The organism is Pseudomonas sp. PS02303 (assembly GCF_029959925.1).
Taxonomy (GTDB): Bacteria; Pseudomonadota; Gammaproteobacteria; order Pseudomonadales; family Pseudomonadaceae; genus Aquipseudomonas; species Aquipseudomonas mandelii.
This window is the reverse complement of the sequence record NZ_JASCOM010000007.1, coordinates 1-20101: the sequence shown is the minus strand read 5'-3', so window position 1 is coordinate 20101 and position 20101 is coordinate 1. Positions and strand designations below refer to the sequence as shown.

The following is a 20101-nucleotide window of genomic DNA, read 5'->3' as shown; positions in this document are numbered from 1 at the left end:
GCCGGAGTGAAGGGGTGGTATTATGAGGATGCCTAAATGACTGACGCAATTGTTTCCGCTTACGAGCGCTTGGTCGAAACCGTTGGGGCTTTCAATGAGAAGTGGCCCGCATTGGTTGTCGGCGGGATGATATGGCGCATCCCGCTCCTCACTGAACAGAGGACGCCATCTCGAATCAGTGTCCAGGTGCTGACAGGAAGTGACGCAATCAAGGTCGCTGTAGAGGCGTTACGCGAATTTGAGCGCGATCTCGGCCAGGCTCCAGGTACCGTGCTGCGTTTGCCGGGGTACTTTATCCTCTCCGGATCGATACTCGATGAGGGTAGGGCGGTGAATCGCTGCAAGAGCGAGCTGGTGGACGCGATCGAGGCTGAGCGCGTGTTTCGCAACGTCGCCGTTAGCCGCCGCTCCCACATCATGCGCCAGGCCCTGGGGAAAAATTTCTCTCTCAACCAGCTGAAGCGCGCAATCCAGGTGTTTGATGCGGCCCCAAGACAGATCACATTCACCTGGGCCGGTCACACCTCAGGAAAAGAGCGTGTCACTGTTGGCCACGTCCGTGAGGTACTGCTCGCCGAGGCCCATGAAAAGGCTATGGCCACCGGCGAGCCGGTGGTAAATAGCCCCCAATGGATCGATCTCCGCAGCATCGCGAACATGGCTGAAACCGATGTGTTGGATGTGCCAAAGCCTATCGCTCCGCATCCACGGGCCATGCTGTGGTTTTCCGAACGCAGCCGTTACGACGCAATGCTCCATGCCAACCTCCCATTCTTCGTACTTGACGGGCAACCTGCTGCAAGAATCGTTGGCCTCAAGGACTTCGATAGAGACGCACGATCAGCAAAACGGCCTGACGTAAAGCAGCGGTTACCGGCACTCCCTGGGGGGCGCTTTTTCGTAGCCTCATCCAGTGCGGAATCAGTTGCCCACGAGCCCAGCGCGCCGGATGGGCTTGAGGTGCTATCGACGTACCGAGAGTCGGTCAAAGACGCCGCAGGCCGGAAATAGATTTTCCTTATTTATCAATCAGTTATTCGCATAATAGGGATTATGTTAAATCGCGGCCATTTGATGCTGCGCAAAATGACAGGTTTTTTCTGCCTTTCATTTAATCTGCCTAGGTCATCAGTGGTGCTAAACCGCTCAGGTAGGCGTGTTTGGTAACTGGCATGGAATCAAACGGCAGCAGATTGGCAGGTACGGCTTGACGGAAACGGTTTGGATCACACAGGCTGCTCTAACCATCGAAGGAGTAATCATCATGGATGACTCGCAGGATACTTCCGCTGACACCCTCAACCAGCTCACGTCCATGACACCAAATTTCGGTATCAGCGCGAGAGGTTTTAGTGACGTCGATTCAGCAACTCGTCTTGCTACGATCACCGGTGAAGTTGTTCGTGTTTTAGGCAACAAATTCGATCTAAGCGGCCTAGATGGCGTCACGATTGCTGTGGACTACAACCAGGCACTGCTTGAACTGGATCGCGGTTACGAAACGACCTTCAAATTGACCGCTACGAACTCGCATGTTGCCGGAGTCGCCATGACACCTGCCGTCTTGCGAGGCGACGTTCTGAAATCGCATATCGTCGTAAATGCAGGACACATTTGGCCTCTTCTTGAATTGGACGATGCCGAGGGTCGAGCTCACGCAATCCATGTTTTAGCTCATGAGTGTGGTCATGTTGAAGTGACGAATGCATTCGATCGATGCTTTCCAAATGTACTGCTACGGCCTAAATATGGGCCGATTCTAGAGCAGCTTCAGTGGAAAGTGATTTTATCAGTTTGGGATGAGTATGCAGTTACGATGATTTCTGCGCCATTCGGTGAAAGCCAAACTGAATCCTACGAAAACAGTTTTCTAAACGACTTGGCTCTAGTCGATGAGCAATCTAATAAGCTGATTTTGGAATTCAGAAGGCATCAGTCGGTTGAGCAGGTTTTAGGAGAAATATACGGTTGTTACGGCACATTGTTAAAGTTCGCGGCCTATCACCTCGGCAATCTTCAAGGCCTGGGGATACCGTGGCATAATTCGGAAAAAACAGCGTTAGCCCTGCATGGCCATTGGTTTTTGCCGTATTTCGAAAGGCTCGGTGATGCTTGCCAGGAAATCGCTAAAGACTTTGGAAAATGGACTGATACAGCGAGATTTTTTTTAATAGCAGGAATTATTGATGATTTGGTTTGCAGGGCTGGATTATTCATAAAAACACAAGGTGATCGATTATTGGTAGATATTCCATACACCGCAGAGACTGATCCCCTCTTCCTAAAGTAGCTAAAGAAGATAACTCAACTAAAGCTCTTTGGTTGAGTTAATACAGGCTGCTAACACGTTTACTCAGATTGAAGAATGCTTAGAAGGATGGAAAGGTGGATTCTCCTGGCATCCTCATCCAGTATCTCCGACGCATTCCAGACGGCCTCAAATTTTGGCCTGATTTCCGTAGTAAGCCTCTTGCAATCACCGGTGGTAAGCCGGCGGCCGAGCAGCGTGACCGCAGGCTTTGCTAGATCCACCCAGCCATCGCTTCCATCCTCTTCGTAGATGAATTTGAGTTTCGTATCTGTCATGCGGCACGCGCCGTCGACCCTTAGACGCTTTCGATCGTCCCAAAAAACGCACAGATATTCATTCTTGTCTGTGGTGTCAAGCAAGTCTGGCCATGTCTCAAATGCCCATCGTTCGGTCCCCTCCCCACCTCCAGCACCGTCACCATGTTCCAGGGTTTCCTGTTTGTCGTGTTGCTCCTTGCGAGCGTCCGCCTCGGGGCCTGGCCTCGACGTATAGAGCAACGCAAAAGCATCCCTTCCCTCGAGGTCAGAGATCGAATAATTTTCAAAAGAGAATGGCCCCTTTTTTCCGTAATCCGGGCGACCGTTACGATTTCTCTTGTATGCCTCTGCTGCGTCTATCAGGTCCTGGTTGGTTATTTCTCGTGTGTCTCTCGACGACCAAAGCTGTTCAAACCATTTCTGTGCTGAACCAACCTCCGATTTTTCGGTGGTGTGGATTGCTGCTTCCAACCAATGGGCGAGTTCTGATCCTTCAAAACCTAAGCCGTTTGCTGATAGATTCGCTGATCCGATGATAGCCTGGGATGGCCCGACGATTACTTTTGCGTGAAGGCGATCGCACTGAAGGATTTGAACATGTTTTAATTTTTTTGCGCGAGCGACCAACTTTTTGATAACCGCGGGGTTTGTCCCGCCACTTCTGAGATTGCAAACAATACGGAGTGGTTTGTTCCGCTTGGGATGAATTAACTCTTCGGCACCCCTCCCCCAAAATGCCACGGCGACGTCCAACCGGTCCTCGCTAGCAACCATAGAGCGAATAAAATCCTGATACTGGTCGGGCCCAATAAACATTGAGAATCCTTATTGATTGGTATAATGCATATCTGGCAGTGATAACAATAGTTGATGCGCCCGTTGCCTACTCGTCGCGATCCGCATTACGTATGCGCCACTGTGCTTGTCGAGCGGCAACTCGTTCTTTTGGTTCTTTGAGCTTACCTGCCCCTCGCGCTTCTCTGGCCCACTGGGCCTTCGCTTCCCGACGTGCAATTGCTTTCGCTTCGTCGCTTTCCCAGGTCTTTGGGGGGCGGCCACGCTTTTTGGTTGCCGTGAGGATCGGCAAAATATTGTCCACGTTACGCGCGTGCTGCTTTGTGTGAGACTTAATACATTCATTAATTTCTGGAGGAAGGCTTTTCAGCTTGTCTAGCTTCGCGATGACCTCCTTAAGGTATTCCTCCTCCCAGTAGCCATCCTCGATTCCTTGTCTAATTTTATTCAGTTCACGATCTACAGCCATTTGACCAAGGCGCTCTAGAACTGGTGCCCCCACCGGGCATACCAAGCCATCAACCTGTGTCGACTTGCCTCCTGCAGTGAGGGCTCTCCATGCCCTGCTAGCATCGGCCAGCTGGTTGTATCCAGGGTCATCATGGAACACGTTATCCTGAAGATATTTGATGGCTTCGCTGTATCGACTTGGGGTGATGGCATCCCGCAGAAAAGTAAGGAAATCGCTAGGTGCCTTTCCATTAAATGCAGATGAATCTTTGCCTGATGGGAGGGTCGTGAGACTGTAGATTTTTTTGGTGCCATCTTTGGGATTTTTAGGTTGTAGCACCTTGATTCGATAGATCGGCCGCGGACAATTAGCCGGCAAGCTCATCGGAGTTGATGGTAGGACTGAGTAGAAGGCTGCAGCACCTCCGCTCTCTAATTCAGCAATTTCGCAGATGGTGATTAGAGCCCTAGAGCTGTGTTCGGTCAGCAACCGTTGGAAATCGCGATCAACCGTTTTTTGGAGCTCAATTCTGGCTTCTGCCTCGGTCTTTTCTGATGATGCTAGGCCAAGCAAACGTCGCGCTGTTTCGATAGGAGTGGTGAATACAACCTCCTTGTAGTGCCCGTTCCCTCCTGTGATCTTGGCCATCTTTTCCTTGCCAAAAACATTTTGCGAGACGAGTAGAACGAACCAGAATTCGTCGTTTTTCATCAAGAATGCTTGCGCTAGTCGCCCATCGTACGAATGGACGACCTCCAATCGGGCTTCAAGATCACCGCCCTTTTGTCGAACTGAATTTGGTCGTTGCAGGTCGAGATACGTAAATCCGTCACCGAGTTCTTTGCGCCGGCGGTCGAACACAATTTGCGCGTCTCTGGCGTTTTCAATTCCGCTTTCGAGATCAACCAAGAGCATTGAAAGGATGCGTTGATTATCATTCAGCAGAGCATTGGAAATCCCTTCGATAATTTTCTTGTCATATTCAGGTTCTGGTGAGTAACCGCGGGGATCTAGACTACGAAGGCCGATCTGTCCAAACCGGGCCGCCTCTAGAACAAATTGCGTGGTCGCAAAGCTGTAACTGTCACTCCTGGTGCAGGATAGTCGAGCTAGGAATCTGCCACCGTCATGGCCTTTTTCTTTGGGCCAAATTAGCTCGTGGATGCGCCATGCCCTTTTAAGGTTGACGATATGTTGTCGCGTATATTCATCGTCGCCTTTCAGAAGAAGAAAGTCAGCGAAGGCGTCTGAGTATTCTGCTTTAAAGGCATATTTGGCGGTTGTCATCGCTGTTCTGGTCGTTGATAGAAAGGTTCTTTTCCTCTCAATGCTTTCGACTGGTACAGGTGCAGGTTTGGTATTGAGGCACGTCCCCCTCCTCCCCTGATCTCGCTTGATGTGCTGATGGACTACGCATGCGGAATCGCTTGTCGATCGGTAAGCCATCCACTTGATCTGAGAATCCATCAAGGTGCACTTGACTAGCATGTCTGTACCGCCGTCTATGCGAACGTGCTCAGCGCTGATTTCGGCCTCCACTACCTTCGACTTGGCCATACTGGTCTTCCTGCATAACGTAGACATTAAATGTTGAGTTTATCTCAAGAGGCTGTGCAGCGCCTGGTACATGTCTCAGAAATTAATCTCGTTAGAAAACGCGCTGCTCGACATAACGTAGACGATAAATGCTTGATGTCGATTTTTTATCTAAATCCTAAGGTTGATAGGGCCAGGTCTGACATTTCATCGGCTCGGGCTGCGTAACGTAGACAATTAAGACATGACGAGTTCCGTACCCCGGCAGGGTGCCAATTGGCCTCCGTCAGAGGCGCTCGGTCAATAGCATTAAGGCATCAGATCAACAATGCGGTGCTGCGATGCTTCAACTCACGTCTGACCATGGACAGCAGTCCTCAGCTGCGGTTGTGGCCATAAACTACGAAAAACTTCTTGAAGAAACCCTTAAGCGCTTATCTGCCCTGTACGGCGATTACATGACGAGCGAACAGGTCTCTCGCGAGCTTAATTATTCCGAAAATTACTTCAGGAAAAAAATCGGTAATGCTCAATATCAACACCTGGCGTGGGTGAAGGTGATCAACCCAGCACGGAAAAAAAAGGGCAGATTCTGGGTATATGGAACTGCTGCAGTCGCCACTTATCTTGGGCAAGGAAGTTGAATATGCGGGTTTCATTAGCATTAGCTTCGGCTCTGTTAATTTCGCTAGCTCATTCAGTTAAAGCGGATACTCAGGAAGAACCTTCTCTGCCATCTGCAGGAAGTGGAAATTTCTATAAGGGGAAGGCAGAAGGCTGGTTTTGGTACAAAGATCCTCCTGAGGAGATTCCTGAGGAGCCTTTAAAGCCTCCCTCCCCTCCTCCTCCTGCCCCAGCTCCTGAGAAAGAACCGGAAAAACAAGAACCTCCTGCGCCAAAAGGTCCGGAGGTTTTCAGCGTGGCGTGGATTAAGAAAAACCTCCCTGTCTATCGTGATCGAGCAATTGATAACCCGACCGACTCTAACGTTCAGGCCTATTATTACTTGCAGCGCGTCATGATGGACAAAGCCTCACAGTTCTCTGAAGCATCGTCGAGAGTAATCATGAAGGATCCATTCCTGGATGAGGATAGTCGTCGTCCAGTTGCAACTTACGCAGCTAATGCTCTAAATCGGGAAGTTACATCAAATAAAGACAAGGTTCTTCGAAGTCTTGGAAACAAGGTTGGGCTATTTTTCTTTTTTAAATCGAACTGCATTCTCTGCGCTGAACAAGCCAGTGTCTTGCAATCACTGACAACATCCACTGGAATAAATATTATCCCAGTCTCTGTCGATGGTAAGCCTTTAGATAACAACGCTTTTCCTGATTATCGTATTGACGATGGTCAGTCTAAAAAACTCGAAGTGTTTCAAACTCCGGCTTTAGCGCTTGCTATTCCTCCAAACAAGACTGAAATAGTCGGCTATGGCGCAATTACGCTTGACGTATTGTTTAATCGAATTTTAATTGCTGCGCGTGATACAGGTCTTATTGATAAGAAGACGTTTGACAGTACACAACCATTCTTCGATAACGGACTGTTATCCCTAGATGATAACGACGGCATTGACGAAGATCTTCTGAGCAATCCTGAGAAATTCGTTGAAGCAATGAAAAAGAAATTGGCACGCAAGGCTATTGATGGGGAGCCTCACAATGAGACTGAAGAGTAATACCTTAATCCTTGCTGCGCTATTGGGTTTAGCGCCGCTTGGTGCGCATGCGGATATACAGTCTCAACTCGACTCAATGTTTGATTCGATGTCGAACGTTACCGACGCCGGTGCTTATGAGACAGCTACACGAGGCGTCATCACCGGGGGCTCCTTACGAGTTCGCAATAAGATCTCAACCACACCCATTGTCTCCTTCAGACCACCGTCATTTCAGGCTGGGTGTGGCGGGATCGATATGTTTGCGGGGTCTTTCTCGTTTATCAACGCACAACAATTCGTTCAATCGCTCCGATCTGTTGCGTCTAACGCCGTTGGCGTTGCATCTGGCTACGCATTCAAGCTTGCACTGAATGCTATGGGCCCTACAGTTCATAACGTTATTCAGAATCTCCAAGAGGTTATGCAGGACATCAACAGTTTGATGTCTAACTCCTGCCAACTCGCGCAAGGCTTGGTGACTGACGCATTCAGTTCGTTCACTTCTAAGGAAACAATGCGCGCAGCCAACATCAACGTCACTTCGGGTGTGGGCGATGCGTTTGCTTCTCTTATGCCTGGGAGCCTGACTTCGAAATCTCCTAAAGAACAGCAAAATGATGCTGGGCATTTTAAGTCCTGCGAAGATATCGGCAACGTTCTCTGGTGCTCCATGGAGCAGTATGGCGCAAGAAGTTTCTTCACATACGGTTCAAGGCAGACTGATGAAATGATCATGTCTTTTACGGGCACCGTAATTATCAAGTCTCTGACTGATTCCGAAGACGGTAAGGGAAAAGTCCCTGAGACTCAGTATTTCGGTCCGACGGGTATTACACTCCAAGATATTGTAGAGGGGAAAAAAGAAGAACAAGTCTCGATCTACGACTGTTCTGCAGATGAAGCTGCATGCATGGAGATCAAGAGCCAGCAAATTGCATTCGATGGTCTTGCCGAAAAGATCGTTAAGTCATTCAATGGCAATTCGAACTCTCCAGGTATCGTTTATAAGTGGGCAACCAATGTTGGTTCTTTCAATGCAGATGAAGTAGCTGTTATTAGCGCACTGCAGAAAGCTGGTTTCTCCGCGATGATTCAACGCATTGCTCAGCGAAGTGAGTCGATGGCTAAGGGATTTGTCGCCGCACACGCCAAAATGCTTGCTTTGGAAGGGGCTTATTCGCTCACATCGTCCTACATTAATACCGCTGAATCTGTGCTTCAACGGGGGAAAATGGTTGATCAATTAGGCGAGAAGAGTCGAGATTTTATTGTCGACGCACGTGATCGTTTAACCTCGGAACATCTGGCACTTCAAGCTAAATACGGTAACGATAATGACATGTATAAGGACTGGACTGTCCGCATGGAAGTTATACCGCCTCCGAACTTTATTGCGACTATGGGAAATCGCTCTGTGAGGGCTCAGTAATGGAGTTCACTATCTATTCGGTAGGTTCAGCCTCCTACCTTGAAGAGGTGTTAAATGCCGTGGCCATGATCTGCGGCACCGGTGATGTTGAGTCTTTGGCCAAAATTGGTTTTTTGATTGGCGCGCTTTTTCTTGGTTTCCAGGCTGTTTATAAAAATCAGGCGATTCCATTCCACCAGGTTGGTGTTTGCTTAATCCTCTATCTGGCAATGTATGGTCCTTCCGGACGCGCAATCATCGAAGACGTCTATGACGGCACCGTCACGGTCGTAGACAATGTTCCGTTGGGGCCGCTGATGGTTGGCTCGACCATTTCCAACGTCGGCTACAACATCACTCACCTGATGGAGCAGGCGTTCTCTACACCTTCGATGACAAATTATGGTTTTGCTGACCCTATCGAGACACTTATGAGAGTTCGGTCGGTGACGGGCAATTTGATGTCGATACCTGCTTTTACAAACGGTGGTACCGTCAATCAGGACCTACTTTCATCCTGGTCCAATTACTTTCGCGAATGCACCCTCGCCGGCATGGGGGACGACATGACGGTTTATGCGAATGTCGCTCGTAGCAACGATCCAATGCAATCAGCGAAATTCTCCAGCAACGTCTATTACACACAAATTTTTGATGGCACCGCCGGCGGCCGGACGTTGAGCTGTTCAGATGCTCATAGCGCTTTGGTCTCTGCTACCAATTCGTCAGCTGACAACGTGATGGAGGAAGTGGCTACGGCCGGTTTCCAGCGTCCAGGCAAGGTTGTGAGTGGTGATGACGTCACCACACGGATCGGTGATGCTCTTTATGCTTTAAACCTTTCCTCGATGGATGCCCGCGCGTTCACGATGGCTTCTATCCTTTACCCGATTTTCACTCAAGCACCTGGTCAAAAGGCGGTTGAGGATCTTCAGGGTAGTTATGCGGTGATGATGAGTCAGGCCCAAGCTCAGCAAAACACTCAGTGGGCAGCAGAAGGTACGATGTTCACGAAGTACGTTCGGCCCTTTATGACGTTCTTTGAAGGTTTGATCTATGCGATCACCCCCCTAATGGCGTTCTTAATTGCTATGGGAGGTTTTGGCATTAGCCTAATCGGTAAGTACATGATGCTGCTCGCATGGATGGTGCTGTGGATGCCGGCGCTGTCCATCGTGAATTTATATACGGTTTCCTCCACCGCGTCGGTGATGCAGGGATTGTTGAATACCTCGTCATTTGACGTGGGCGGTGCGGCTGTATCTTTTGAGATGCTGAAGCAAATGCAGCCAGCCCTTGAGCAAGCTGTTGGCGTTGCAGGCCTGATGGCGTCGTCAGTGCCAGCAATCTGCTTGTTTCTTGTTTCGGGAACCGCCATCGCTGCATCTGGTATCGCCGGGCGTATGAACGGTTCCGATCAGATCAACGAAAAAATAGCTTCTCCAGACGTCATCACGCCTGCAGCAGGGCTTCAGACGACGCCTTTCGCTACCAGTGATTACGACAAAGGTCTGCGTATTAATGGTTCAGAAAATCAACGCGGCGATATTTCGGTAGGCTCAATGATGAGCGAGGGGCTCTCCAGCACGCGCACTCGTGCCGAAGCTTCCGCTGAAAGTTTCTCGAAACAACTTACCAGCGCCTACGGCCGTCAACTTGACAGTTCAAACAGCATTGGTGACCAGGCAGCAGTTGGCCGTGGTTTGCAGAGCTCCTTTGGAATGAATAGCGATGCTGGCTTTCAAGCCGGTATCGACCAGTTACGGCAGCAAGGGTACTCCTCGACTCAAATTGAGGCCGGCATTGCCAGTGTCGCTTTGCGTGGCGGTGCCTCTGGTACCGCGGGGCTAAGTGCTAAGGCCGAAGCACCAGGCGGAACTGGAGGGAGTGCTGGGGTGGGTGTTAGCGGTGGTGTGGATGCATCCAATACCAGTCAGTCGTCCAGATCTGACAACATGAACAGCTCAGAGAACGTTAATAATGCGGTAAAAGCCGTTCTTGGCGAGAGAATTGCCAACTCTTTGAATCGTACACAGGGTTATAACCTCGCTCAAAATTTTGACCATTCAGAGAGAGCTGGTGTCTCCAAATCAGATCAGGAGAGTCTTTCTAAATCAGCTCAGCAAACGCTATCCGATCAGAAGGCGTTCCAACAAGCTGAATCCTTTGTGCGGTCCGCCGGCTACAGTGAGAATTTTAAATTGGATTCCTGGGCAGGTAAGGTTGTTGGTGAGGGTCGCGATGGTGCTGTCGTTTCCGATGCGATGAACAAGTACGGTGAAGAGTTCCAGGAGCATCAGCGCCAATTGAGCAACACAATGCTTGATCCTCGTCGAGCTGACGCTGCTGCTGCTCTAATGACACTTGCTAAGCATGGTGATTTTTCGTCGCTTGACGGTCCAGCTGTTGATTACGATCGCTATGCAAATCTTCGAGCACCTGCCACCGGTAACCTCGAGGGAGAAACGCAGCGTGCTGGCCATTCTGTTGATACGTCCAGCTTCAATTCTTCATTCGCTGGAAGGAAAGATGCTGCGATCCATAATTCCAATCCTGGTGGTGAGTACCAGCGCATGCAGCCGGTGGTGGAAAACGACGCGCAGGTGTACGGCCAATCAGCTATGAAACCTGCAGCTGATCAAGCCGAGAGTCGTATTCGTGGCCTGGCCAAGGACGTGCATGACTTTGGGGAGTCCTCCGGCGGGGGGATTGCTGGTATCACCAACAACATTGGTAGCACACTTGGGATGCGAGGTAACAGGGAGGAATACCTTGAGGAAGGCCGCCACCTGGGGTTGAATGACGCGCAAGCTGAAGTCTTTGCGACTGCGCGTGTTGGTGGTTTCGGTGACAACTCCAAAGATCACTGGGACGCTTATGCGGATTCGGTTGGAATGGACCATGACTTGCGTGACGGCATGTACCAGCAACTGATTCAAGCTGGCTTGCACGATAACGGGTCAGGAGCACAGCTCGCGGATATTCGTACGTTAAACGATCGTGATTCGGTTACAGATCGCATGAGTTTGAGTATCCCGCGCTCGGGTCAGTAAAAGGGGCGAATAGAGAAAACGGAAAAAATCGTACGCTAAGGTTTTCCGGGCAACCGTAGCGGCCTGAACTTCCCGTCTTCAAGCCGGCGGCTCTGCCGCCAGACGTAATCGCCGGTTAGGTTGATGTGTTCCCAACCCAGCGGCGACAGGTATTGCAGCAGCTCGCCGTCCACCGGCTTACCAGCCTCGACCAGCCCCTGGGTGGCGCGTTCCAGATACACTGTGTTCCACAGCACGATAGCCGCCGTCACCAGGTTGAGGCCGCTGGCCCGGTAGCGCTGCTGCTCGAAGCTCCGATCCCTGATTTCGCCGAGGCGGTTGAAGAACACCGCCCTGGCCAGGGAGTTGCGCGCTTCACCCTTGTTCAGGCCGGCATGCACGCGACGGCGCAGCTCGACGCTTTGCAGCCAGTCGAGGATGAACAGCGTGCGCTCGATCCGGCCCAGCTCGCGCAGGGCCACGGCCAGTCCGTTCTGGCGCGGGTAGCTGCCGAGCTTGCGCAGCATCAGCGAGGCGGTGACGGTGCCCTGCTTGATCGAGCTGGCCAGGCGCAGGATGTCGTCCCAGTGGGCACGCACGTGCTTGATGTTCAGGGTGCCGCCGATCAGCGGGCGCAACGTCGGGTAGGCTTGCACGCCCTGCGGCACGTACAGCTTGGTTTCGCCGAGGTCGCGGATGCGCGGCGCGAAGCGGAAGCCTAGCTGTAACGGCCTGCATTTGAAAACTCCCCGACCTGCAATCAAGGCGTTTTCCGACCAGGATTAACTGCGACTGTCCGGTCCTGCAAACCAGCGTTAGCTGCGAATGAACCTGCATTGATCCGCACCGACCTGCATTCCATCGTCGCCAACCAGCATTAACTGCAAATGACGGGGCTCAGATCGGTAAGCCCGCTGCCAGCATCTTGTCGCGTAATTCGACGGCCCGAGTCGGGTCGAGCGTGTTGCTGAACAACGCCTTGATCTCCGTGGGCCTGGCATCGAACTGTTCCACCAGGTCCTTGATGCGGTAACCGTGACGCGTGAGGGTCGGCTCCAGGTCATCCAGTTGGCGCGACAGCACCGAGAGCACGAGATCTGCCGACACGGGTTTCTCGCCGGTCAGGTAGCCCGCTTCCAAGGCTAAACTGAGATGCAGTTGGATTTGCAGTGGCGTGCGCAGCTTAGTGGCGAGCAGGTCAATGGCGTCTTCGGTCAGGATCGACTCGGGTTCGACCTTTCCCTCGGTGCAGGTTTCCAGCAGCCAATGAATGTATTCCCTCTGACTGCCGGTGATGCCGTCGAGCGAGAAGATGTCGGTGCGGTAGCCGATTTCCTCCATCGTTGGTCGGCGCAGGTCGTTACGTAGCTTAGGGTGCCCGGCCAACACAATCGACAGCCGCCCGTTGCCATCCTCGACCAGCTCCATCAAGCGTTTCAAGCCGGTCAGGGTATGACCGTTGAGGTCATGGGCCTCATCGACGAACAGAGCGACTGGACGCTTGTTCTTCCTTACCAACTCGCGCAGGTCACGCTCACGCTTTTCGCCTAGGGTGGGAATGCGTACCTGCTTCTCGGTGGAGAGGTCATAGAACAGCGCTGCGATGAAAGTAGCCAGCTTGATGCTGTGCTTTTCAATGGCGAGAGACTTGGAGACAGTGATCTTCTTTTCCTCTTCCATCGCTTGTTGCAGTCTGCGCAGCATCACGGTCTTGCCGCTGCCGATGACGCCGCACAGTGCAATCAACCGTCCTTCGAAGATCGCCCCCTTGATATCCTTGATCAACTGCTGATGGTGGGCGGTTTCAAAGTAGCCGGCCTGGTTCAGTGGCAACGACAGTCCGTAGTGCTGCATCACTTCAGCCCGCATGTTCTTCTCCTGCTTTCTTGTGGCGGAAGTAGCCCCGCACGCGCTCCAACACAATACGGCGTGTCAGGGTTTCGCTCAGCACCTGGTGGATGAAGGCTTGATCGTCGGGTGAAAGCTTAGCCAACGGCTGCGCCAAATCATCGGCAATGGCGAGCTTGGCGGCGATGGTGCTGGGAAACCGATATTCGTGCGCCTCGGCATTGAAGGGTTGGCGCAGCAGTGCCATAGGCGTGGCGGGAGGTGTCAGGCGTACATCGTTACCGGCCAATGCGGCGATGGGCAGGCCAAGCTGGTCGGCCAGCGAGCGGATGCGATCAGAACGCTCGTCCGCCTTACCGCGTTTGAAAGCGCGGTAACGATGCAATGGAATTGGTCCGGAGACAGGGTAGTAAGGTCCGAAGCGCTCCCCCTCGAACTCGGCATAGAGTTCATCATCGAACAAGCCCCAGAGCAACATTACAGTTTCGCCCGCCATGTCGGGCTCCACCTCGTAGGCTGTGCCCTCGATGGTGACGCGCGCATCGACGCCGACCTTGCGCCGTTCTGGCTCACGGGCGAAGCGGCAAAATTGCTCCCAGGTGCACATCTCACGCAGACCTTCGGTCGACAAGTTAGCCAGCCAGTCCTCGATCCGCGAATGCGGTTCGGATCGGTGATCCTGGGTGTTGTAGGTGCGCACCAAATAGCGCAGCAACCACTCATTGGCCTGAGCTTCGGTTTCCGGTTTATGGAAGTGATACAGCGTCTCGTGGGCTTCCTTCACGGTGCGGAAGGGCCGCTCCACCTTGCCTTTCGAGCGAGCCGTGGTACGGGTGCCATCCTTGCCGGCCGGGATGTGTGTCTGCCATTCGATACCCAGTGCCTGCATGACGTTCTGGAAGACGCGGCGCTTGGCCACCGGGCCGTTGTCCAGGTAGAGCATCTTGGGGCGGCCCTGAAACGGAAAGGTCGGGTCCGCCTTCGGTGACATGGCTTTGAACAGGAAGCGCAGCGCCGACTCGGCGTCTTCGCCATACACGCAATGGTATTCCTGATAGGCCACACCACTGCGGTCGTCCACCACGCTGAACAGCATCAGCGTTGGCTCACCCCTGGCCGGGTCGATCCAGTCCGGTTTGTCGAGGTGTTTGAGGTCGGAGGGCGACAGGTCGAACTGCCAGCAGTCGTTGCTATGCTCCGCCTGAAAGCGCGTGGCTGGCGGTTGCCGCAACAACCGTGACTGATCCAGATGCCAGCGGCTGAGGTATTCGTTCACCGTGCTGCGGGTCAGTACCCCTTGGGGGGGCTTGACCAAGCCTTGCTCGGTCTCCACCCCGTATTCCTCCAACAGCTCGATGGCGCGGCGGGTGGACAGGTGCCGCCCTTGCTTGTTGGTGGTGCGCAGTTTCAGCGCGGCGATCAGCTCGCAGTAGCGTTCCAGCTCGGCCTGCTGCAATACGCGCGGCTTGCCGTGGTCGGCGCGATGGGCCGCGTGGGGTTTATGGATAAAGTTCAACGCCCGATAAACGGTGCTTGGGGACACGCCGTACAACTCGGCTATCGCAGCCACCTGGGTAGTTCGTTCCGGGCTTTTCTTCGGCAGGCGGTCGAGCCGCTGCCGCAATTGAATCAGCGAATCGGTCGGAATGATTTTACGCCGCCCGCTGGGCATCACGCTCGGCCTCGGTCAGGTAGTTGTAGAGCGTCGAGCGGCCGATGCCCATCATCCGGCAGATTTCCGCCACCGTGTGTTGCCGCTCGTGATAGAGGCGTAGGGCCATCTCCTGTTTGGCCGGATCAAGCCGCTTCTTACGGCCGCCCTTGCGGCCGCGAGCCCGCGCGGCGGACAAACCGGCTTGGGTACGTTCGCGGATCAGGTTGCGCTCGAATTCGGCCAAGGCACCGAATAGGTGAAACACCAGGTGGCCACCAATCGAGGCGGTGTCGATATTCTCCTGCAAACTGCGTAAGCCGACGCCGGCGGCGTCCAGTTGCTCGACCAGCCGGATCAAATCCTTCAGCGAGCGTCCGAGGCGATCCAGGCGCCAAATCACCACGTTGTCGCCACGGCGAAGCGTGGCCAGCAAGGCAGTCAGCCCGACCCGCTCGGCCTTGGCGCCGCTGGCGGTATCCTCGAACAGGCGCTCGCAACCGACTTTCGCCAGCGCATCGCGTTGCAGATCGAGGAGTTGGTCGTCGGTTGAGACACGGGCGTATCCAATCAACATGGTGTTGTCCAACTATTCAGCGATAACTCAGTGTAGTCGGATGCTGAAAGATGGAGACTGTAGTTGGATACGCTGCAAAACCTCCATCGCTTCAATTCTGTCGCTTTCAAAAGGCAACAGCACTGAGGATCAGAAGCGGACTGCACAGCAGGTGCACCTATCCCGTAACTGGCGGCCCTTGAAAAGCAAGTTTGCCCAATCGCCGCAGGTTCTGTACCGCTGCCGCCAGAGTGAACTCATCGCTTGCGCCACTCATGCCACGTAGTCGCAAGCGATCCAATTTCAAGATGCGTTTGAGGTGGGCAAACAACATTTCACTTTTCTTACATTCGTGGCGAGAGCGCGCGTACTCCGGCGTCGCTGCTGCGATGCGCCGAGCCACATCACGAGCGGCTTCATGGACGCTGCGGGCAATCTTGGGGCTAATAGAGAAAACGGAAATTTTCGTACGCTAAGCGCTTTGTCTGTCAGGCTGGCCCAAGATCGCAGCGCGTCCTCATGGATACCTTCACGCATCGTTAGGCAAACTCTGGATTTTTTCAGCGGCCACGGCCATGGCCACACATGCCATTCGATCACGCTGAATTTCAGTGATGACTCCCGCATCGCGTAAGCCCAAGGCATACCCCTCAGCACGACCGGCCACTTCCATCACCTGGTGCAGGGATCTGCCTTCGATAATCTTGAGCAGCAGGTTCCCCCACTGTGCCGTCTGCCCGCTGCTTAGCCCCAAAACAGCCTCATACGCGGCGGGAGAATTCAACACATTACGGTCAGTTGGATCGCTTGACATGGATCAGATCCTTATAGAGTAAGGGGTGGCCTGTACGTCATACCACTCACCCTGTGAAGGCTAGGCCAGCCCCCCCATGTCTGGCGTACAGCAGGTGAAAAAAAAACCCACTGAGTGGGTTTTTTTGTGGGGGCGACTGAACGAAAACGTCATTATGCGTAAGTGCTCAATCTGCCAGGTTGCCGCCAGTCATTTCCAAAAGACGACTGCACATCTGGACATGGCTTCCAGCAAATCAAGCGCCATGCTCACTGACCACGCTCATGGGCAAGCATGCTCACCGCCTGCACCGCATCGTTTGCTCCATCGCGAATCTGCTGGATCACCGCACCGGCCTGATTCGCCAAGTCGACACCTTTGGTCGCCCGTTCACGGGTGACGTCCATGCTCTTGATTGCTAGCTGAGTTTCGCTCTGGATCATGTTAACCATCCCGGAAATTTCCATCGTCGAGCCGCTGGTACGTGAGGCCAATTGCCGAACTTCATCGGCCACCACCGCAAATCCACGACCCTGCTCACCCGCTCGGGCGGCTTCGATGGCCGCGTTCAAAGCCAGCAGGTTGGTCTGATCGGCAATCCCGTGAATGGTCTTGACGATGGCGGTAATCTGCTCAGAGCGCTCTCCGAGCTTGGCGATGATGACTGACGAATCCTCGATATTAGCGGCGATTTCCCGCATTTCGCTCGCTGCTTGCTGGATAACCCCCGTGCCATGTTCGGCAGCTTGGCGTGTCTCGACTGAGATGTGATACGCCTGACTAGCGCTCAGAGTGTCCTGCTTATGCTTCTCAACCATCGCGGTGACGTCCGAGGCAAATTTCACCACTTTGCTTAACTGCCCGCTGGCGTCATACACCGGGTTATAGCTGGCCTCCAGCCACAGGGTTTGCCCGCGTTTGTCGACTCGTTCAAATTGTCCGTTGAAAAACTCGCCTTGATTCAGTCGCCGCCAGAAGTCCTGGTATTCGCTACTGTTCGCCAGTGCAGGCTTGCAGAACAGTCGATGGTGCTTGCCCTTGAGTTCGGCCAAGCTGTAGCCGACCAGACTCAAGAAGTTCTGGTTGGCATCAACAATACTGCCGTCCAGGTTGAACTCGATAATACCCATGGCCCGGTCGAGGGCTTGCAACTTGCCTTTGGTTTGGCTCTCGTGTTGTACCTTCAACGTGACGTCAAACGCATATTTAATCACCTTCACCACGTTGCCCTGCTCGTCCTTGACCGGGTTGTAGCTGGCCTCCAGCCAAATTGGCTGGCCATTAGCACCCACTCTTTCAAAGGTTCCTGATTCGAACTGGCCGCTTTTGAGGTGCTGCCAGAAGGCTTGGTACTCGCCGCTACGCGCGTAGTCTGGCAGGCAGAACTGCCGGTGCGGCTGGCCAAGCACTTGCTCTGAGCGATACCCCATGGTCTTAAGAAAATTCTCATTCGCCGCTAGGACGATGCCATTCAGGTCGAATTCGATGACCGCCATTGAGCGGTTGATGGCTTCGAGCTGACTGGCTTGCAGGGCGATGGTCTGTTGCTGCGCATTAATGGTTTTTTTAGAGGCGTTGAACAACATGATGTCGGTAGCCTTGAAGAGGAGGGATCGTGGTGGGCTGTCCTATTCTGTTCGATTGCTAGCCACAGCCATTGGCCGTTGATTGCGCAATGCCACTATCCATGAGCGACGATCCCAGACTGCTAGATCCGGTACGTAAATTCAACGGGTGAACTGTAGGGTTAATATCCAGCGCCGTAGCACCGCAAACGCTGGATTAGCAAGGGCTTAAGCGTTCGCGGCGCTGGCAAATGATTGATGTAGACTTGCGAGATAGGGCCAGCGCCGTGGGGCAGAAACCTGTGAAAGTCATCTGCCGTGTGTGCACGGCACTAAATTACCGCGAGGAGTTGATCTGTAGTTTTTTGTGTCTTTTCGTGTCCGCGAAAATCACGAAGACGAACTAACAAGCCCAAGTAGTTGTGGACTTGGCCGGTCATGCGTCCCTCAATTGCCGCACGCGTACGATTTTTCCGAATTCTGCGGGCTTCCGTCATTGCCTCTGAGAGGCTAGCGGCGGGCCCTCAGCACTTGGTCAGCAGGTGCGGAGCATTCGCGGCACTGGCTGCTGACCGGAATCTATCTGCGCTGTACAGCCTGTGGCGCCGGACAGGCAGCCAGTGACGACAATCTGTTGCCGCTGACCGAAAACTGACCCAGTAAAGGCTGTTCTGCCGACTGAAAACTGACCCAGGTGTTCAACTGCTTCTGCTCACTTTCCGAGCAGGAGAACACAGGGTGATCAGCATGGAAATGTTGGGAAAAATCCGGCGGATGTACTTCCGCGCCAACACCTTCGATCCAACCCGCATCGAATTTGGCTTCGAGGTGACCGAGACGGCGGTGATGTGTGATCCAGAAGCCGCTGCCACGACGCTGCAGGCATTGCGCGATCTCGGTGCCCAGATTTCGATTGATGACTTTGGTACTGGTTACTCTTCTCTGGCTTATCTCAAGCGATTCCCGGTCGACACGCTTAAGGTTGATCGGTCATTTGTAATGAACATTGCGGACGACCACGTCGATCAGGCGATCGTCCGAGCGGTCACGGATATGGCGCATAGCATGCAGCTGACCGTGGTCGCCGAAGGGGTAGAAACAGCGGGTCAGGCGCAAATATTGCAGCAGTTGAACGTCGATTTGTTGCAGGGTTTCCTCTATGCCCGCCCACTGCCAGCGGAGCAACTTGGAACCTTGCTGAGTCAGCTCGCTGAACCGAAAAAGATGTACTTGCCCAACAAGGGCTAGAGGCTTTGGCCCTTTAACCAAGGCGATCGTAATGCTGCTTCTCAAGAAACCTCTACCGGCAAATACGGCAGGTAGAGTCGCAGCGGCTTTGCTCAGGCAGCTCTGAGTTGGTTGATATGCTGTAGACGAAAAAGATCAAGGAGCGGCACATCATTTATCAAAGCCGATGCCAGGTCAGATGGTGGTTCGGCTCTCGAATTTCCGCTGCTGGCCGTAGTGAGCCATTCGCCACCAAGCCAAGATCAGCCCCGTGAAAGCAACTTCAAGCCATCTGGACGCAACTCGCCCTTTGGCGAGACGTGCCGGTACAACGTCTGTCGAGTGACACCGAGTTCCTCACACAGATCGCCAACCACGGTTTCCGTCTGCCCCATCGCCGCCATGGCCAATCGCAGTTTCGCTGCGGTCATCTTGAACGGCCGCCCGCCGTTCCTGCCGCGTGCTCGTGCCGATGCCAATCCTGCCATCGTGCGCTCGGAAATCAACTCCCGCTCGAATTCGGCCAGCGCAGCAAAAATACCGAACACAAGCTTGCCTGCTGCAGTCGTCGTGTCGACCGCAGCACCGTGACCGGTCAGGACTTTCAATCCCACGCTACGCGCAGTCAGGTCATGCACGGTGTTGATCAGATGGCGTAGATCGCGGCCGAGCCGATCGAGCTTCCACACGAGCAGCGTGTCGCCTTCACGGAGCGCCTTCAGACAAGCAGCCAACCCCGGTCGATCATCACGTCGGCCTGAAGCCAGATCCTCGTAGAGATGTGAAGGACTCACCCCAGCTCCGATCAGTGCATCGCGCTGCAGATCGGTGGATTGGGATCCGTCCGCTTTCGACACCCGCATATAGCCGATCAACATCTCTTCACCTGTCACATATACGTTCGATTATGTGACAGTGTGAGCCAGAAAGTTCTCGCCGTCAAAAACTGTCACTTAACCCGTCATTTAGTCTAAGACCTGCAAACGGCCATTCAGGCTCGTAATGTGACAA

Annotated in this window: 15 protein-coding genes and 2 pseudogenes; 7 read left to right on the top strand and 10 right to left on the bottom strand. The window is 53.4% G+C overall.

Features of this window, described 5'->3' with window-relative positions:
* Positions 1–36: 36 nt before the first annotated feature.
* Together QMX98_RS03415 and QMX98_RS03410 are read left to right on the top strand one after the other, a co-directional pair.
* Positions 37–1011 (top strand): DNA replication terminus site-binding protein, encoded by a 975-nt coding sequence (locus QMX98_RS03415; RefSeq protein WP_124097830.1) that lies wholly within the window; start codon positions 37–39, stop codon positions 1009–1011.
* Between the two features lie 253 nt (positions 1012–1264).
* Positions 1265–2290, top strand: coding sequence for a hypothetical protein (locus QMX98_RS03410; protein ID WP_185710108.1), 1026 nt, complete (start codon positions 1265–1267; stop codon positions 2288–2290).
* A 59-nt stretch (positions 2291–2349) separates the two neighbouring features.
* Here the strand turns inward: QMX98_RS03410 and QMX98_RS03405 are convergent, their stop codons facing one another.
* Both QMX98_RS03405 and QMX98_RS03400 read right to left on the bottom strand, forming a co-directional pair.
* A complete protein-coding gene (locus tag QMX98_RS03405) occupies positions 2350–3384 on the bottom strand; it encodes a phospholipase D family protein (protein WP_282410257.1) in 1035 nt (344 codons plus the stop codon).
* Between the two features lie 67 nt (positions 3385–3451).
* Positions 3452–5371, bottom strand: a complete 1920-nt coding sequence (locus QMX98_RS03400) for a hypothetical protein (RefSeq protein ID WP_282410256.1) — start codon at positions 5369–5371, stop codon at positions 3452–3454.
* Positions 5372–5691: 320 nt separating this feature from the next.
* Between QMX98_RS03400 and QMX98_RS03395 the strand changes: the two genes are divergently transcribed.
* From QMX98_RS03395 to QMX98_RS03380, 4 genes are read left to right on the top strand one after another with little or no spacing between them, the layout of a single operon-like run.
* On the top strand, positions 5692–5994 hold the full coding sequence (locus tag QMX98_RS03395; RefSeq protein ID WP_185710111.1) for a hypothetical protein: 303 nt from the start codon (positions 5692–5694) through the stop codon (positions 5992–5994).
* 2 nt (positions 5995–5996) lie between these two features.
* Positions 5997–7028, top strand: a complete 1032-nt coding sequence (gene traF, locus QMX98_RS03390; protein ID WP_185710112.1) for a conjugal transfer protein TraF — start codon at positions 5997–5999, stop codon at positions 7026–7028.
* A complete protein-coding gene (locus tag QMX98_RS03385; RefSeq protein ID WP_010466363.1) occupies positions 7012–8439 on the top strand; it encodes a conjugal transfer protein TraH in 1428 nt (475 codons plus the stop codon). The genes traF and QMX98_RS03385 overlap by 17 nt, the downstream gene beginning before the upstream one ends.
* Positions 8439–11471 carry a conjugal transfer protein TraG N-terminal domain-containing protein gene (locus QMX98_RS03380; protein ID WP_185710113.1) on the top strand — a complete coding sequence of 1011 codons (3033 nt, stop codon included), beginning with the start codon at positions 8439–8441 and terminating at the stop codon, positions 11469–11471. The genes QMX98_RS03385 and QMX98_RS03380 overlap by 1 nt, the downstream gene beginning before the upstream one ends.
* Positions 11472–11506: 35 nt before the next feature.
* Here QMX98_RS03380 and QMX98_RS03375 read toward each other — a convergent pair.
* The 7 genes and pseudogenes from QMX98_RS03375 to QMX98_RS03345 form a co-directional block, all read right to left on the bottom strand.
* Positions 11507–12172 (bottom strand): annotated as a pseudogene (locus tag QMX98_RS03375) (Tn3 family transposase); the annotation flags it as partial.
* 175 nt (positions 12173–12347) lie between these two features.
* Entirely contained in the window at positions 12348–13319 is a 972-nt protein-coding gene (locus QMX98_RS03370; RefSeq protein WP_063977281.1) for an AAA family ATPase, read from the bottom strand.
* Complete coding sequence (locus tag QMX98_RS03365) at positions 13309–14946, bottom strand: DDE-type integrase/transposase/recombinase (protein ID WP_205577823.1); 1638 nt, start codon at positions 14944–14946, stop codon at positions 13309–13311. Before QMX98_RS03365 ends, QMX98_RS03370 begins: the two co-directional genes overlap by 11 nt.
* A gap of 4 nt (positions 14947–14950) precedes the next feature.
* Positions 14951–15526, bottom strand: a complete 576-nt coding sequence (locus QMX98_RS03360; RefSeq protein ID WP_121404317.1) for a recombinase family protein — start codon at positions 15524–15526, stop codon at positions 14951–14953.
* A gap of 157 nt (positions 15527–15683) precedes the next feature.
* Positions 15684–15944: pseudogene (locus tag QMX98_RS03355) on the bottom strand (transposase); the annotation flags it as partial.
* Between the two features lie 90 nt (positions 15945–16034).
* Positions 16035–16319 carry a hypothetical protein gene (locus tag QMX98_RS03350; protein WP_054890144.1) on the bottom strand — a complete coding sequence of 95 codons (285 nt, stop codon included), beginning with the start codon at positions 16317–16319 and terminating at the stop codon, positions 16035–16037.
* A gap of 248 nt (positions 16320–16567) precedes the next feature.
* On the bottom strand, positions 16568–17884 hold the full coding sequence (locus QMX98_RS03345) for a PAS domain-containing methyl-accepting chemotaxis protein (protein ID WP_121404315.1): 1317 nt from the start codon (positions 17882–17884) through the stop codon (positions 16568–16570).
* Between the two features lie 726 nt (positions 17885–18610).
* Here QMX98_RS03345 and QMX98_RS03340 point away from each other — a divergent pair.
* The gene (locus tag QMX98_RS03340; RefSeq protein WP_195156992.1) at positions 18611–19111 is read left to right on the top strand and encodes an EAL domain-containing protein; all 501 of its coding nucleotides are present in this window, start codon (positions 18611–18613) and stop codon (positions 19109–19111) included.
* 242 nt (positions 19112–19353) lie between these two features.
* Here QMX98_RS03340 and QMX98_RS03335 read toward each other — a convergent pair whose 3' ends face one another.
* Positions 19354–19968 carry a recombinase family protein gene (locus QMX98_RS03335; RefSeq protein ID WP_054890147.1) on the bottom strand — a complete coding sequence of 205 codons (615 nt, stop codon included), beginning with the start codon at positions 19966–19968 and terminating at the stop codon, positions 19354–19356.
* Positions 19969–20101: the final 133 nt, after the last annotated feature.